At 50.4% G+C, this 16327-nt stretch carries 16 protein-coding genes, 4 tRNA genes and 1 other RNA gene; all 21 read left to right on the forward strand.

The features are described 5' to 3' along the window. Positions 1-7: 7 nt before the first annotated feature. The 21 genes from PHS46_05890 to PHS46_05990 all read left to right on the forward strand — a co-directional run bounded on the left by PHS46_05890 (position 8) and on the right by PHS46_05990 (position 16314). Entirely contained in the window at positions 8-430 is a 423-nt protein-coding gene (locus PHS46_05890) for a type II secretion system protein (protein MDD3906045.1), read from the forward strand. 91 nt (positions 431-521) lie between these two features. After that, positions 522-596 (forward strand) — tRNA-Cys (locus tag PHS46_05895). A 132-nt stretch (positions 597-728) separates the two neighbouring features. Then, positions 729-805 (forward strand) — tRNA-Val (locus tag PHS46_05900). A gap of 170 nt (positions 806-975) precedes the next feature. Continuing rightward, a tRNA-Leu gene (locus PHS46_05905) sits at positions 976-1062 on the forward strand. A gap of 46 nt (positions 1063-1108) precedes the next feature. Then, entirely contained in the window at positions 1109-2824 is a 1716-nt protein-coding gene (thrS, locus tag PHS46_05910) for a threonine--tRNA ligase (GenBank protein ID MDD3906046.1), read from the forward strand. 19 nt (positions 2825-2843) lie between these two features. Beyond that, the gene (gene infC, locus PHS46_05915) at positions 2844-3353 is read left to right on the forward strand and encodes a translation initiation factor IF-3 (GenBank protein MDD3906047.1); all 510 of its coding nucleotides are present in this window, start codon (positions 2844-2846) and stop codon (positions 3351-3353) included. Between the two features lie 93 nt (positions 3354-3446). Next, positions 3447-3647 carry a 50S ribosomal protein L35 gene (rpmI, locus tag PHS46_05920; GenBank protein ID MDD3906048.1) on the forward strand — a complete coding sequence of 67 codons (201 nt, stop codon included), beginning with the start codon at positions 3447-3449 and terminating at the stop codon, positions 3645-3647. Between the two features lie 12 nt (positions 3648-3659). Beyond that, on the forward strand, positions 3660-4007 hold the full coding sequence (gene rplT, locus PHS46_05925) for a 50S ribosomal protein L20 (protein ID MDD3906049.1): 348 nt from the start codon (positions 3660-3662) through the stop codon (positions 4005-4007). A 19-nt stretch (positions 4008-4026) separates the two neighbouring features. Further along, positions 4027-5100: a phenylalanine--tRNA ligase subunit alpha gene (gene pheS / locus PHS46_05930; GenBank protein ID MDD3906050.1), complete on the forward strand. Its 1074-nt coding sequence runs from the start codon at positions 4027-4029 to the stop codon at positions 5098-5100. Between the two features lie 5 nt (positions 5101-5105). After that, entirely contained in the window at positions 5106-7142 is a 2037-nt protein-coding gene (pheT, locus tag PHS46_05935; GenBank protein MDD3906051.1) for a phenylalanine--tRNA ligase subunit beta, read from the forward strand. Positions 7143-7203: 61 nt separating this feature from the next. Beyond that, positions 7204-7363, forward strand: a non-coding RNA gene (ssrS, locus tag PHS46_05940) — 6S RNA. 193 nt (positions 7364-7556) lie between these two features. Continuing rightward, the gene (locus tag PHS46_05945; protein MDD3906052.1) at positions 7557-8861 is read left to right on the forward strand and encodes a replication-associated recombination protein A; all 1305 of its coding nucleotides are present in this window, start codon (positions 7557-7559) and stop codon (positions 8859-8861) included. 227 nt (positions 8862-9088) lie between these two features. Then, complete coding sequence (gene pyrR, locus PHS46_05950) at positions 9089-9637, forward strand: bifunctional pyr operon transcriptional regulator/uracil phosphoribosyltransferase PyrR (protein ID MDD3906053.1); 549 nt, start codon at positions 9089-9091, stop codon at positions 9635-9637. A gap of 2 nt (positions 9638-9639) precedes the next feature. Beyond that, complete coding sequence (locus tag PHS46_05955) at positions 9640-10584, forward strand: aspartate carbamoyltransferase catalytic subunit (GenBank protein MDD3906054.1); 945 nt, start codon at positions 9640-9642, stop codon at positions 10582-10584. Beyond that, the gene (locus PHS46_05960; protein ID MDD3906055.1) at positions 10581-11900 is read left to right on the forward strand and encodes a dihydroorotase; all 1320 of its coding nucleotides are present in this window, start codon (positions 10581-10583) and stop codon (positions 11898-11900) included. The genes PHS46_05955 and PHS46_05960 overlap by 4 nt, the downstream gene beginning before the upstream one ends. A gap of 65 nt (positions 11901-11965) precedes the next feature. Then, positions 11966-13201 carry an endonuclease Q family protein gene (locus tag PHS46_05965; GenBank protein ID MDD3906056.1) on the forward strand — a complete coding sequence of 412 codons (1236 nt, stop codon included), beginning with the start codon at positions 11966-11968 and terminating at the stop codon, positions 13199-13201. Positions 13202-13209: 8 nt separating this feature from the next. Further along, a complete protein-coding gene (locus PHS46_05970; GenBank protein MDD3906057.1) occupies positions 13210-13998 on the forward strand; it encodes a dihydroorotate dehydrogenase electron transfer subunit in 789 nt (262 codons plus the stop codon). Further along, the gene (locus PHS46_05975; protein MDD3906058.1) at positions 13992-14903 is read left to right on the forward strand and encodes a dihydroorotate dehydrogenase; all 912 of its coding nucleotides are present in this window, start codon (positions 13992-13994) and stop codon (positions 14901-14903) included. Before PHS46_05970 ends, PHS46_05975 begins: the two co-directional genes overlap by 7 nt. After that, positions 14904-15617, forward strand: coding sequence for an orotidine-5'-phosphate decarboxylase (gene pyrF / locus PHS46_05980; GenBank protein ID MDD3906059.1), 714 nt, complete (start codon positions 14904-14906; stop codon positions 15615-15617). Beyond that, positions 15614-16183, forward strand: a complete 570-nt coding sequence (pyrE, locus tag PHS46_05985) for an orotate phosphoribosyltransferase (GenBank protein ID MDD3906060.1) — start codon at positions 15614-15616, stop codon at positions 16181-16183. The genes pyrF and pyrE overlap by 4 nt, the downstream gene beginning before the upstream one ends. 56 nt (positions 16184-16239) lie before the next feature. Next, positions 16240-16314: transfer RNA gene (locus tag PHS46_05990), tRNA-Val, on the forward strand. The last annotated feature ends 13 nt before the right edge of the window (positions 16315-16327 follow it).

The following is a 16327-nucleotide window of genomic DNA, read 5'->3' on the forward strand; positions in this document are numbered from 1 at the left end:
AAGAGTTATGTTAAAAAAGCGTTCCTTTACGATAACAGAATTACTGATAGTGGCTGTGGTGTTTTTAGCCATGATAGCGGTGCTTATGCCATTCGTCAGAATGGCGAAGGCGCGCTCTCGCAGGATGTATTGCGCTAACAATTTGAGGCAGATAAGGTTAGGATTACGCAAATATGCAATGGAGCATAAAAATAATTTTCCGGCAACTTTAGGTGAATTATATCCTAACTATGTTATCGGGCAGGACGTGTTTGATTGCCCGGCCAGCAAAACGATCGGAACAAAAGATAGTCCGGATTACAGTTATGCCCCAGGGCTCACGGAAGTGTCATCGGGCGATAAAGTGATAGCGCAGGATAAAGACGGTAATCACAAAGAAGCCGGCAAGCATATATTGAGGGTCAACGGTTCGGTCGAGTGGGTGAAGTAAGGCGCGGATAGGCACCTACTACTGTAATACTCGTGGCGCGGTAGTCCTACCCGAATCTGAGTAGGTAGGCACCTACCCGCGTGATTTTACTGGCGCGGTAGCCAAGCGGTAAGGCAGTTGTCTGCAAAACAACTATACAGCGGTTCAATTCCGCTCCGCGCCTCCAAATTTGCCGTAGTTTAAATGTAGGCAAATTGCTCCGAAGCCTATCCGAAAAATATCGAAGAGATTTTTCGGATGTTTAGGCGAGGAGCTGATCAGTGTTTGTTCTTAAGGTGCTCTTCAGAGAAATTTTCAAGGGCAGTTAGCGCAGTTGGTTAGCGCACCACGTTGACATCGTGGGGGTCAGAGGTTCGAGTCCTCTACTGCCCACCATTTTTCACGTTGTTTGACATGAGTAGTAGAGGGTGAGTCAGGAGGACTCGAAGCGAGCGAGCGCCGAGCGAATAGCGAGGAAAAGCGCTATGCGCGACAGCGAGCGAGGTGAGGTTACGCAGGCGCCTGGCGGCGCCGTAGTAACCGAGTCCTCTACTGCCCACCATTCTGCCGGGATGGCGGAATTGGCAGACGCAAGGGATTTAAAATCCCTCGGCCGCAAGGCCACGGGGGTTCGACCCCCCCTCCCGGCACCATTCTATGAAAAAGGTAAGGATAGAAAGAGAAAAGTAAGGAATTATTATGGATCTGGCAACGCTAAGACACAGCACGTCGCACGTGATGGCACAGGCGGTAAAGAGCCTGTGGCCCGACGTGAAGCTCGGTATCGGCCCGTCGATAGAGGACGGGTTCTATTACGATTTCGAAAAGGAAGAGCCGTTCGTGCCGGAAGACCTCGAACTGATAGAGAATAGAATGCGCGAGATAATACAGAAGAACTATAAGTTTGAGAAAAAAGAGATGAAGAAAGCGGAAGCCGTAAAGCTCTTTAAAAAAATGAAAGAAAAATACAAAGTCGATCTCATCGAAAAAATACCCGGGGATACGGTTACCATTTACCAGGACGGGGATTTTATAGACTTATGCCGCGGCCCGCACATCGATTCGACGGGCGGAATAAAGGCGTTTAAATTATTGTCTCTGGCCGGGGCATATTGGCACGGTATAGAGACCAACCCCATGTTAAGACGCATCTACGGTACGGCGTTCGATACGGAAAAGGAACTGCAGAATTATCTGACTTTACTGGAAGAAGCGAAAAAACGCGACCACAGAGTGCTCGGTAAACAACTGGAGTTTTTCAGTTTCAATGAAGAGGTTGGGCCGGGGCTCGTCCTGTACCATCCGAAGGGCGCGCGACTGCGCAGTATCATAGAGGATTATATAAGGAAAGAGCACTTGAAGCGTGGCTACGAGCTCGTGCTTGGCCCGCATATAATGAAGAGCGATATCTGGATAGAGTCGGGCCATTACGAATATTATAAAGAGAATATGTACATGTTCGAGATCGAGGGACAGGAATACGCGATAAAGCCGATGAACTGCCCCGGACATATATTAGTCTATCGATCAAAGACCAGAAGTTACAAAGATCTGCCGATCAGGTATTTTGAGCTTGGCACTGTGTATAGAAACGAAAAGTCCGGCGTTCTACACGGGCTTCTGCGCGTTCGCGGATTTACGCAGGACGACGCGCACATATTCTGTTTACGCGACCAGGTTGAGGACGAGATAATAAAGGTCATTAATTTCGTTATCGACACGTTGAATGTGTTCGGGTTCGAGGATTTCTCCGTCGAGGTATCGACGAGGCCCGAGAAATCTATCGGTAATGACGCCGATTGGGAAACGGCCGAACGCGCTCTCATTCAGGCTTTGAAACGCAAATATTTAAATTACACCATCAACGAAGGCGACGGCGCTTTTTATGGGCCGAAGATAGACATAAAACTTAAAGATGCTTTGAAGCGCGAATGGCAGTGCGCGACGATACAATGCGATTTTGCCCTGCCGGAGCGGTTCAATCTTACTTACGTGGGCCAGGATGGAAAAGAATACCGTCCGATAATGTTGCACAGGGTTATTTTAGGCTCTCTGGAACGCTTCATGGGGGCCCTGATAGAACATTTCGCGGGGGCGCTACCTTTATGGCTTGCGCCGGTTCAATGCGCGATAATTCCGATATCGGATAAAGCGCTTGAATATGCCAAAAAGACGGAAGCCTTGTTTGTCGAAAACGGCGTCAGAGTTTCTCTCGATCATAGAAATGAGCGTCTGCAGAAGAAGATACGCGACGCGGAACTCGAGAAGATACCGTATATGATAATCGTGGGAGAGAAGGAGGCCGCCGGCGGAGTTCTGTCGATACGGTCGAAAGCTCAGGGCGACATGGGGATAATGACGCCCGAAGAGTTCATTCAAATGATAAATAAAGAGATAAAAGAAAAAGTGAGGTAAGAAAGGGAGGTGATTTGGTATCGCTAAGAAAGAGCTGAGGATAAATAACCGGATAAGAGTAAGAGAGGTCAGGTGTGTCGGCGAAGCCGGCGAACAACTCGGGGTGTTGCCCACGCCGGATGCGTTGAAGAGGGCCGAAGAGGCAGGGCTCGACCTTGTCGAAGTGGCTCCGACGGCAGTGCCGCCTGTTTGCAGGATCATGGATTATTCGAAATACAAATACGAACAGGAGAAACGCGAGAAAGAGGCGCGAAAGAAACAGAAGATAGTGCATCTAAAAGAGATACGGCTCGGGCCCAAGATAGGCGAGCATGACTATCAGTTCAAGCTCAGAAATCTCGAAGATTTTCTGAAACGAGGCGACAAGGTGAAGGTTACCATGATGTTCAGGGGCAGGGAGATGGCCCACGTCGACCTTGGCAGGAAGTTATTCGATCGCCTTGCGAGCGATATTTCGCAGATAGGCGAAGTTGAGGAACCGCCCAGGCAGGAAGGCCGTTTTATCAATATGGTGGTCAGGGCAAAATAGAGATCGAAAACAGATTTCGTAAAAGCGTAAAACGTCGGATAGAAAGCGCGAAGATATGCGTTAACGGAATTTGCTTTATATAAGGAGGCAAAAATGCCAAAACTAAAGACCAATAGAAGCGTTAAAAAAAGAATGAGAGTGACGAAATCCGGCAAGATAAAAAGGTTCAAGGCTAATAAGAGCCATCTTTTGACCGGCAGGACGGGGAAGCGGAAACGGCATCTGACAAAAGCCACATATGTCTCGAAGAGTTTTGAGAATATTATGCACAAGCTCCTGCCATACGGAGCGTAATAAGGAGGAGAAATGAGTAAAGTCAAACATGCAGTAGCGGCGCATAGACGCAAAAAACGGGTAATGAAGGCGGCTGAAGGCCAATGGGGCGGCAGATCGCGTTTTCACAAGCGCGCCATGGAGTCCGTGGCTAAAGGCATGATGTACAGTTACAGAGACCGCAAAGCGCGCAAACGCGATTTCCGTTCATTGTGGATCGTGAGGATAAATGCCGCATGCAGGGAGAATGGGATATCTTATTCGCGCTTTATGGAAGGGTTGAAGAAGATAAAGATCCTGATCGATAGGAAAATGCTGTCGGAAATTGCGGTATCGGACAAGAAAGCGTTTTCGAAAATAGTTGAGGCTGTAAAGGCTTAAATCGGTAAGGAAAGCGAAAGTGAAAGAAGAGATAAAGCAGATCGAGCTTTCGGCACTGCAGGATATAGCTTCTTCCGGCGGCAATCGGGCGCTTCTGGAAGAGATGAAAGTAAAATATCTTGGCAGGAAGGGTGTCGTAACCGAGCTTTTTAAGAAGATGGCCACGCTTTCGGTGGAAGAGAAGCCGGCAGTGGGCGTTCTCGTCAATGCGCTGAAGAGCGCCATAACGGCCGCTCTCGACGAGCGGCTCGCGGTGGCCGCTGGCGCCGAAGAGGCGGTCGATCGTCTTGACGTGACGCTTCCCGGTATCGCCGCGCGGCCGGGCAGGATGCACCCGATAACGCAGACGATAAACGAAGTGTGCGATATCTTCAGGTCCTTAGGCTTCCGCATAGTCGAAGGGCCCGAGATAGAGACGGAACATTATAACTTCGAAGCGCTCAATATTCCTCTGGAGCACCCATCGAGAGACGCGTTCGACACGTTCTATTTGAAGACAGAATCCAAAGAAGAGAAATTTTTACTTCGCAGTCACACCTCTCCGGTCCAGGCGCGTTTCATGGAAAAGAATAAACCGCCGTTCGCGATAGTCGTCCCGGGTAAAGTGTACCGCCCCGACGCTACAGACGCTACGCATTCCTTTATGTTCCACCAGATAGAAGGGCTTGTCGTAGGCCCGTCTATAAAATTTTCCGATTTGAAAGGCACTCTCGAGATGTTTGCCAGGCGATGCTTCGGCAAATCTACCAGGATGCGTTTTCGACCGAGCTTCTTCCCGTTCACAGAGCCGAGCGCCGAAGTCGATATCTCGTGCATCCTGTGTTCAAACACTGCACGGCCGACGACCCATAGCGCTGTTTCAGGCGCGGGCCCCGGGCAAAAATGCAGTCTTTGCGGCGGGAAAGGCTGGCTGGAAATACTCGGCGCGGGCATGGTAAACCCGAAAGTTTTCAAAGCGGTTGGTTACGACCCGGAAAAAGTTACCGGGTTTGCTTTCGGCATGGGCTTAGACCGCATAGCCATATTGAAATACGGCATTACCGACATAAGACTCTTCTTCGAAAACGATATCAGATTTTTAAAACAATTCTAAGGCGTATGAAAATAAACTATACCTGGTTAAAAGACTACATCGATACCGCACTATCGGCTGAAAAAGCGGCAGAAGTCCTTACGATGGCCGGGCTTACCGTCGAGAGTATCCGCAAAGCTACGGACGGTGATATCCTCGAGATAGAGGTGACGTCGAACCGGCCGGACTGGCTTTCATACGTCGGCGTTGCCCGCGAACTCGCCGCGGTATCGGGCGGAAAGCTGAAACTGCCGAAAGTAAAACCGCTCCCGGCAAAAAAACTTACCGATGTAAAAATTACCATCGAAGACAAAACACTTTGCCCCAGATACACCGCGCGCGTAATCCGTAATGTTAAAGTCTCCGCCTCGCCGGACTGGCTTAAAAAGAAGATCGAGTCGATGGGATTAAGATCGGTCAACAATATAGTCGATATAACTAATTTCTGCCTGTTCGAGACCGGAGAACCCCTGCATGCGTTCGATCTCGATAAAATCGCGGGCTCCGAGATCATCGTCCGTAAGGCAAAGCCCGGCGAAAAGATTACAACGATCGACGGCGTTTCCCGTGAACTCACCGGCTCTATGCTGGTAATAGCCGATAAAGATAAACCGGTGGCAGTGGCTGGTGTGATGGGAGGCGTGAATACGGAAGTTACCTCCGACACGAAAAACATACTCCTCGAGGCCGCGTCTTTCGACCAGATATCGATCCGGAGAACGGCCAGGGTTCTTGCCATTTCAACCGATTCGAGCTACAGGTTTGAAAGAAAAGTTGATCTAAATAATATCGTTCACTCATCCGACAGGGCTGTATCGCTTATACAGGAAGAAGCGCTCGGACAGATCTGCGGATTTCAGGATATCGGTAAAAAAGAAACGCATGAAAAAACGATAACATTACGCCTCGCGCGGCTTTCCGCCATCCTCGGGACGGATATCCCGCCGGCCAAAATAAAAAAGATAGTGACTTCCCTCGGGCTTAAGATATTGAGCTCGTCCGACGGCGTTTTGAAAATGAAGCCCCCGGCGTTCAGGTGCGACCTTACCGCCGAGGTAGACATAATAGAGGAAGTCGCGCGCGTTTATGGGTATGATAAGATACCGAGCACGATACCGGACGCGGTCGAACAGGATATGAATATACCGCGCGATATCGCGGCCGAAAAGAAGGTCCGTGAAGTTCTTACGGGCCTCGGCGCCTGCGAGATAATTACCTACAGCCTTCTCGGAAAGAATATTCTGAATATGGCGCTCGCCGGCGATACCGACTCTATGGCGGAGATAAAAAATCCTCTATCGGCCGAACAGGAAATCATGCGTCCCTGTCTTATGCCGGGTATGCTTCAGGCCATATTATGGAATGTGAACAGACGCTCTAAAGACTTAAGGCTGTTTGAGCTCGGCAAGACATACACAAAAGCATCCGGCGGACATTTCACCGAGGAGAAGATGTTGTCCATCGGGATAGTCGGTGAGGTTTCGACCTGGATGGAGAGCGCGCGAAAATTGGGATTTTTTGACCTGAAAGGATGCGTTGAGACCGTGGCTGAGGAGCTGGGCATAGAAGGGATTACCTTTAAATGCGTACGCAACAACGGTTTTTCGCCATCCTGCGCCGCTACGATCGAATTGGACGGCCGCAGGATCGGTACGGCCGGAGAAGTAGCAAAGAGTATACTCAATAATTTCGGCATAAAAGAACTGGTATATTTCTGCGAGATATCACTCGACGCGATATGCAAAGCGGCAAGGCTTAAAAAAGAGTTCCACGAGCTTCCAAACCACCCGTCCGCGTTCAGGGACATATCGATAGTGGTCGCGAAAGAGATTATGAATGCCGATCTGGCCTCGGCGGCAAAAAACGCGGCCGGACAGATATTGAAAGAGGTAAAACTTGTCGATAGATACACCGGTAAGCAGATACCCGATGGCAAAATAAGCCTGACGTACCGGCTCGAATATGCCGACCCAGCCAGGACTCTCGAAGAGAAAGAAGTTTCCTCGGCCCACGCGAATATACTGCGCGCGCTTGAGGAAAAATACGGCGCGAAATTACGATAACACCCCGGGAAGCGCGATTTGCCTTTCGACAAAAGGCATGATATACTTTTATTGAAATAAAATATCCCTGCGGTGCGCGTGATTGGAACAGGAATCTTGAGCCAACAGTATGTTAAAAGGGAGTTTAACTGAGTGAGCGCCTTGGCGTTCATTCGAGAGCTCCCACCTGATGAAAATCGGGGTCAAGATTACTTTCTCCACACGGCACAGGCGGGGATTTTTTTAATTTTGCACCCCTGAAGAAGCCCGCAGAGATTCGTGTCTCGCGGGACGCGAAATTTTGGCCATGCAAAATTTCACTGCGAAAAAAGTTCTCGCATCTGCTCGAACTTTTACGCCCCGCTTAGACACGAATCTCTGCGGGCTATTTTCGGACGCGAAATTAAAAAAATCTTGGGGACATCACAAGGAAAAATGGATTTATTTCAAAAAGAAGGCAAAAAGCCGAATGTGAACGAGCCAATGGCCGCCAGAATGCGGCCGACGACTCTCGACGGGTTTATCGGGCAGGAACACATCCTGGGCGCGGGAAAACTCCTGCGGCGGCTTATCGAATCCGACACGATATCCTCGATAATACTCTACGGCCCGCCGGGTTGCGGAAAGACGACCCTGGCTCTTATAATAAGCGAAAAGACGAACTCATATTTCGAGCGGATAAACGCCGCTTCCAATAATGTCGCCGACATGAGGAGGATAATAGATCAGGCCCATAAGCGTGAGGCGATCGACGGTAAACGCACGATACTTTTAGTCGATGAGATCCACCGTTTTAACAAGGCCCAGCAGGACGTGCTGATGCCAGACGTAGAAGCCGGCAATCCGATACTGATCGGCACCACGACCCACAACCCGTTTTTTTACGTGAACGCGGCCCTACTTTCCCGCTCCCAGGTTTTCGAGTTCAGGAAACTCTCCGAAGATGACGTGATAGCCATATTGAAGAATGCCCTCTCCGATAAGGAGAAAGGCTTGGGGAAGATACCCGTTGAAATGGATGTCGACGCGCTGGCGCATCTGGCGAAAGTCTCCGAGGGGGACGCCCGGCGCGCGCTTTTGGCTCTCGAAGTAGGCGCTCTTACGACGCCGGCCGACAAAAGTAAAAAAATTAATTTCACCATGAAGGTCGCCGAAGAATCGATACAGAAGAAGGCGGTCATTTATGATAAAGACGAAGATGGGCATTACGATACCATATCCGCGTTCATCAAATCGATGCGCGGCTCCGATCCCGACGCTGTTTTATACTGGCTGGCGAAGATGATATACGCCGGCGAGGATCCGAGATTCATAGCGCGCAGGATCGTGATATGCGCCGCAGAGGATGTCGGCCTGGCGGATCCGCAGGCGCTTGTGCTGGCGAATGCGGCCCTGCAGGTAGCGGAATTCGTGGGTATGCCGGAAGCGCGGATACCGCTTGCGGAGGCGGCCGTATATGTGGCGTGCGCGCCTAAGTCGAACGCCAGTTATCTGGGCGTGGAGGCGGCGTTAAAAGATGTGGAGGGGGGTAAAACACTCGAGGTGCCGGATCATCTGAAAGACGCCAGCCTTGATGGGGACGCCCTCGGCCACGGCAAGGGTTACAAGTATGCACACGACTATAAGGATCATTACGTAAAGCAGGAATATAAGCCGTCGGACAAGCGTTATTATATACCGACGGATATGGGCCATGAGAAGCGGATCAAGGAGTGGCTCGAGAAGTTGCGCGGTAAGTAAAATTGCGTCTATGCGTATGAAAAAAAACAACAGTTTAAACAGTTAAACAGCCAGAAAATTTTAATTGACAAAAGCGCAAAATGTGAGATAATAAGCACCAAGAAAAGTTTAACATAACCCTTTTAATTCCGCTCCCGAGAGGACGGAAAAGGAGATGAAGATGAAAAGTAACCCGCTTATCTATGTAAAAATAGACAGCGGGCATTTTATTTTCCGGGGGTTCTGCCATGACGCTTAAAGAGAAGTCCAAGATACTCGATAAAGACGCTATCGACAGGGTGCTGGAGAGAATAGCCCACGAGATAGTCGAGAACGATAAATCTGTCGGACGGATTGCGATAATAGGCATAAAGAATAGAGGCGCTTATCTGGGCGGGCGTCTTGCCGCGAAGGTCGAAAAGATAGCGCTTACCAAGATACCGGTCGGCGCGCTCGATATCACATTATACAGGGATGATCTTACGGAGGTTTCGGCCCAACCGGTGGTTCACGCAACCGAAATAGATTTCGATATCGCAGGAAAGAAGATAATTTTAGTCGACGATGTGCTTTATACCGGCCGGACGATACGATGTGCGCTCGACGCCCTGATAGATTTCGGCAGGCCTGGACAGATACAACTCGCAGTCCTGATAGACCGCGGACACCGGGAGCTTCCCATAAGGGCCGATTATGTCGGTAAGAACGTGCCGACATCGTTGAAAGAGACGGTGGCGGTCAGGCTTTCCGAGACCGACGGTAAAGACGAAGTAGTCTTGTGCGAAAAGGCGGCGTAGGTATGGCGGAAAAGAAGACGATTTGGACGAAGAAAGACCTTCTGGGGCTCGAATATCTCTCGAAAGAAGAGATAGAACTTATATTATACACCGCCGGAAGTTTTAAAGAGGTTACTACCCGCCAGATAAAAAAGGTTCCCGCCCTCCGGGGTAAGACGGTTGTAAATCTCTTCTATGAGCCTTCAACGAGAACCCGCACGTCATTTGAACTCGCCGCGAAACGCCTGTCCGCCGACGTAGTGAATATCGAGATAGAAGCATCGAGCGTGAAGAAGGGCGAAACGCTTATAGATACGGGTAAAAACATAGAGGCGCTCAAGATAGATATAATCGTGGTACGCCATTCCTCGAGCGGCGCGCCAAATATACTCGCCAGGTCGGTCAAGGCGCGCGTTGTAAACGCCGGCGACGGTTGGCACGAGCATCCTACCCAGGCGCTACTCGATATGTTTACCTTGAAGTCGAAACTTGGCAGGATAGAGGGCCTGAAGGTTAGCATCATCGGCGACATAGCGCATTCGCGCGTCGCGCGTTCAAATATATGGGGGCTGACGAAGCTTGGGGCAGAGGTTACCGTCTGCGCGCCGCGCATGCTGATACCCGACGGGATAGAGAAGATGGGCGTCAGGATAACCTCCGATATAGAGGAAGCGTTAAGAGGCGCCGATGCTATAAACGTCCTGCGGATGCAGTTCGAGCGGGACGCGGCGCTCGCATTCCCGTCGAAGCTGGCATATTTTAAGGAATACGGCATTACCGCCGAACGGCTTAGAGCCTGCAAAAAAGATATAGTTGTAATGCATCCGGGCCCGATAAATAGGGGGATAGAGATGTCGAGCGAGGTTGCCGACGGTAAAAATTCGGTGATATTGGAACAGGTGACGAACGGCATTGCGGTGCGAATGGCCGTTTTATACCTTGTAGCTTATGCAAAAGGGGTAGAATGAACAAAAGATATTTAATAAAAGGCGGAAGGGTTATCGACCCGGCCAATAAAATAGACGCGCTTCTTGATATAATAATTGCCGATGGCAAGATTGAGAAGATCGGCCAAGGTGATTTACACCCCGGGGTGGAAATCCCACCCCGGGGTGGAAATATAGAAGTAATAGACGCCAAAGGCAGGATAATCGCACCCGGGCTTATCGATATGCACGTCCACTTAAGGGAGCCGGGCCGTGAAGATGAAGAGACGGTCTGGACGGGTTCGCGCGCGGCCGTTACGGGAGGATTTACCGCGGTTCTATGTATGCCGAATACCGATCCGGCCATTGACAACCCCGCCGTGGTGAAAACATTGAAGGAAATTATTGCCAGGGATGCCGCCTGCCGCGTCTTTATATGCGGCGCCATAACGGAATCCAGAGCGGGAAAGAAGCTGGCAGATCTTACTAAATTTAAAAAAGAGGGCATTGTAGCCGTATCCGACGATGGCTCCGGCGTCCAGGACAAAAAAGTTATGCAGGACGCGTTAAAGGCCGCCGCTGTGACGGGAATTATCCCGATAGAACATTGTGAAGACGACGCTCTTACTTGCGGCGGGGTAATGAATAATGGGTTTGTCTCGACGAAGGCGGGTTTAAAAGGGATAAGCGCCCGCAGTGAATACGATGCCGTAAAGCGCGACCTTGAGCTTGCCGGAAAATTTTCTACGCCAATACATATCGCGCATATAAGCTGTAAGGAATCGGTTGAACTCATTCGTACGGCGAAGGCCGCAGGCGTCAAAGTTACGGCGGAGACGGCGCCGCACTATTTCAGCCTGACGGATGAGCGCTGTGCCACCTACGATACGAATACAAAGATGAATCCGCCGCTTAGGACAAAGGAAGACGTGGAAGCGATAAAGGCAGGCCTGGCCGACGGTACTATAGACGCGATCGCGACCGACCACGCTCCGCACACAGATTCCGAAAAGGACGTCGAATTCGACTACGCGCCGTTTGGCATAATAGGGCTGGAAACAGCAATCCCGCTCTGTATGATGGAACTGGTTGATAAAAAAATATTATCATGGAGCGGCCTTATTGCGAAACTTTCGACAAATCCGGCAGGCATACTCGGCGTCCCCGGCGGAAATCTTAGGGAAGGCGCTCTTGCGGACATAACTATAATAGATCCCGAGAAGGAATATACGTTTAAAAAAGAGACGATAGTTTCGAAATCAAAGAATTCGCCTTTCATAGGCTGGAAGCTCAAAGGAAAAGCCGTAACGGTTTTTGTGGGCGGCACTCTTGTGATGAAGGACGAGGTATTGCTATAGGATAGATACCGATATGACCTCCGAGGGCGACTTTATGTCGACCTCGGAGGTCGGATGAGGTTAATATGCCGTTTATCGCTGATTTCCATATCCATTCGAAATATTCCCGCGCGACAGCGAAGGATATGGATCTGGCGAGCCTTGTAAAATGGGCGAAGATAAAAGGCATATCGATGCTCGGCACCGGAGATTTTACTCACCCGTTATGGTTTTCAGAACTTGAGACGCGCCTTGAAAAGACTTCCGCGCCCGGCGTATACCGCTACGATGGTATCGATTTCATATTGACCGTCGAAGTCTCAAATATATATTTCAAAGCGGGCAGGACGAGAAAAGTCCATAATATAATATTCGCGCCATCGCTTGAAACGGCGCGGGAAGTATCTGCCGCGCTGTCGGAATACGGGGAGCTGTCGTCGGACGGACGGCCCATATTAAGCGTGGAATGCGACAAGATGGCGAGGCTTCTCGCCCGGATAGATCCGAAGATATTTCTGATACCCGGCCATGCCTGGACGCCGCACTTCAGTATATTCGGCTCCAACTCCGGGTTCGATTCGCCGGAAGAGTGCTTTGAGGATCAGACGGATAAGATATTCTCGATAGAGACGGGGCTTTCGAGCGATCCGGGTATGAACTGGCGCTGGTCGAAACTCGACAGGTTCTGCCTTACATCAAACTCGGATGCGCACTCGCCGTCGAGGCTGGGCCGCGAGGCGAATGTATTCAAAGAGAAAATAGATTACGACAGCCTGGTTGAAATATTAAAGACCAAAGATAAAGACAAATTTCTTTATACGATCGAATTTTTCCCGGAAGAAGGCAAATACCACTGGGATGGCCACAGAGGATGCAATGCGCGCCTCTGCCCGCAGGAATCGAAGACGATAAATAATATTTGCCCTGTGTGCGGCAAGAAGGTTACAATAGGCGTAATGCACCGGCTCGAAGACCTTTGCGACAGGGCTGAAGGTTATGTCGATGCGCGGAGCCCTTCTTTTAAAAGGATGGTGCCGCTTACGGAAATAATAGGCGCCGCATTCGGCGTCGGGGCAGGGTCCGTAAAGGTTGAGAGAGAATATTTCCGGCTGATAAAAAATTTCGGGACGGAGTTCAATATACTGCTGTGGATGGACGAGCGGGAGTTACAGTCCGCTCTTCCCGAAAGAATAGCCGCAGGCGTAATAAACGTAAGAAAAGGCGATGTCGAAATAAAGCCGGGTTATGACGGAGAATACGGCACCGTCGATATTTTAAGAGACAGCGGCTCGCCCGGCGACAAACAACTGAGCTTCTTTTGAGTAAAATTATGAAACAAGTACAGGCAAAGATACTAAAGAACAAAGAAATCGCCAAAGGTTTCTACAGGATGCGTATCGCGTCCTCATATCTTGCCGGTTATTCACGGCCGGGGCAATTTGTCGAGGTGAGGTGCTCGCAGGAGACCGACCCGCTCCTGCGCCGGCCGTTCGGCATTCACAGGGTCATCGACGCAGGCATAGAGCTTTTATATGAAGTCGTCGGCCGTGGAACGGATGCATTGTCGCAGAAAAAACCCGGAGAGACACTCGACATTATTGGGCCCCTCGGGAATGGTTTTGATCTCGGTCTTGCGACCTGCGCGCGTCAACGCCCGGCCATTCTGGTCGCAGGCGGTAACGGCGTGGCGCCATTATTCTTTTTAGCCGAAGAATTGAAGAGAAAAAGTATAAAAATTCATGTTTTGATCGGTGGGCGCTCGAAGGGGCATATATTATGCGAAAAGGAGTTTAAAAAACTCGGCGCAAAAGCGGTAATTACTACGGACGATGGCTCGAAGGGGCTTAAAGGTCTTGTGACAAACCCATTATTGACAGCGCTCTCAGCCGCCGCTTCTCGTCCGTCGGTAATATATGCCTGCGGGCCGACCGGTATGCTGAAGGCGGTATCACGCTTAGCATACAGTAGCGGCGTCCCGTGTCAGGTTTCGCTCGAAGAGCACATGGCTTGCGGTGTCGGTGTATGTTTAGGCTGTCCTGTAAAAGTTAAAACGGATAGCCGATACAAAATGGTATGCAAAGACGGTCCGGTTTTCGACGCCGGGGAGATAATATGGTAGATCTTTCGGTTAATATCGGCAGATTGAAACTTAAAAATCCAGTTATGACCGCATCCGGGACGTTTGGCCCGGAATACGGCGAGCTCTTCGACGTAAATGCGCTCGGCGCCGTTGTATTAAAGACGATAACGCTTGAAGCCCGCGTCGGGAACCCGCCGCCGCGCATCGCGGAAACATTTTCGGGAATGCTTAATTCAATAGGTCTTGAGAACAAAGGACTCGATGATTTTATAAAGAACAAACTGCCGAAGGTAAAAGGGATAAAAGCACCGATCGTGGTAAGTATAGCCGGTAATAACGAAAGAGAATATGCCTTGCTTGCCAAAAGACTTAGCGCTGTAGCGAAAATATCAGCGCTTGAGATAAACCTATCGTGCCCCAACGTAAGGCACGGGACATTGGCCGGACTCATAGCGCAGGATCCCGACGTTACCGGAAGGATAGTCCGCGCCGTGAGAAGCTCGACGAGGTTGCCGTTAATCGCGAAGCTTACACCGAATGTTACGGATATTTCAGTGATAGCCGCGTCGGCCGAGAAGGCCGGTGCCGATGCCGTGCTTTTGGTTAATACGTTCCCGGCGATGGCCGTCGATATTGAAACGAAAAAGCCGAAGCTCGGAAATATAACCGGCGGCCTAAGCGGCCCGGCGATAAAACCTATCGCTTTAAAGATGGTATGGGATGTTTACAATAAAGTGGATATTCCCATAATAGGCTCGGGCGGCATAATCAATTACAAAGACGCGATAGAGTTTATGCTCTGCGGGGCCACTGCCGTACAGATTGGAACCGCCGTATTTACCGATCCCCGCACCCCGGGGTGCGTAATCAAAGATATAAGAAGATATTTAGAGCATGCCGGCTATCGCCGTATAAAAGATATCATCGGAGGGTTAAAAGCATAAATGGAACCGATCAAACAACTTATAGTAGCTCTGGACCTGAAGACTGAAGACGCCGCCATAGAAATGGCGGAAAAATTGAAGGAATATGTCGGATTTTTTAAGATCGGCCTCGAGCTCTTCTCCTCATGCGGGCCGCGCATAGTCGAGAGGATACGCGAAACCGGTTGTGACGTATTCCTCGACCTGAAATTTTACGACATCCCGACCACCGTCGCGAAAGCGTCCGTAGCGGTAACGAGCCTTAAGCCGTTAATGTTCAATGTGCATGCCCTGGGCGGATATGAAATGATGAGACGTACGGCCGAGGCTGTGACGGCCGAAGCCGCGCGGCTCGGCATAGCGAAACCGAATATCCTGGCAGTTACAATACTTACATCCTTTGACGAGAAGGCATTGAAGGATATAGGTGTTGAGGGCAGTCCCAAGGAAGCGGTTTTACGGCTTGCCCATCTTGCTAAAAAGGCGGGGCTGGACGGAGTGGTGGCGGCACCGACGGAGACAAAAGCCATAAGGCAGAATCTCGGCAAGGATTTTTTGATAGTGACTCCCGGAGTGCGTCCGGCATGGGCCGCCGTAGATGACCAGAAAAGGATAATGACGCCGAAGGAGGCCGTGGCGGCGGGGGCCGATTATATAGTAGTCGGAAGGCCCGTAACCGAATCCGCCGACCCGGCTGACGCGGCGCAGGAGATATTAAGGGAGATGGAGTCATGACGGAAAAAGATGTTTTAGGATTATTCCACGAAAAAAACGCCCTGCTTACCGGGCACTTTAAATTATCAAGCGGCCTGCACAGCCAGAATTATCTGCAATGCGCGCTCGTATTGCAGTATCCGGATATCGCGGAAAAGTTTTCGCGCGAGATTGCGAAAAAATTCCAGCAAAGTAAAATAGATCTTGTTGTGGGGCCTGCGCTCGGCGGGGTAACCCTCGCATACGAGGTCGCCCGCGCCCTCAAAGTGAGAGGGCTGTTCACGGAAAGACAGGAAGGGGCGATGGTGCTCCGCAGGGGGTTTGCGATCTCCGCCGGCGAGCGGGTACTGGTCGTGGAAGATGTCATAACGACGGGCGGTTCGACTAAGGAAGTGATGGATCTGGTTTCTAAAGCAGGCGGCGTAGTCATCGGGGTTGCAAGTATCATCGACAGGAGCTCGTCACCGGTAGATTTCGGCGCGCCGTTTTTTGCGCTGGCCAAGATAGACGTCAAGACCTATAAAGAGAGCGAGTGCCCACTCTGTAAAAACAATATTCCCATAACAAAACCCGGCTCGAGGAAGTAGAAAATCCTAAATGATTGCGCCGGAAACAGCGATTATGGTATTATAATCTCTCTTAAGGGCAAGTAGCTCAATGGCGGAGCAATCGGTTTACATCCGATAGGTTACAGGTTCGACCCCTGTCTTGCCCACCACTTTAACTCAATA

It is taken from the genome of Candidatus Omnitrophota bacterium (assembly GCA_028699255.1).
Classification (GTDB): Bacteria; Omnitrophota; Gorgyraeia; order 2-01-FULL-45-10; family 2-01-FULL-45-10; genus FEN-1322.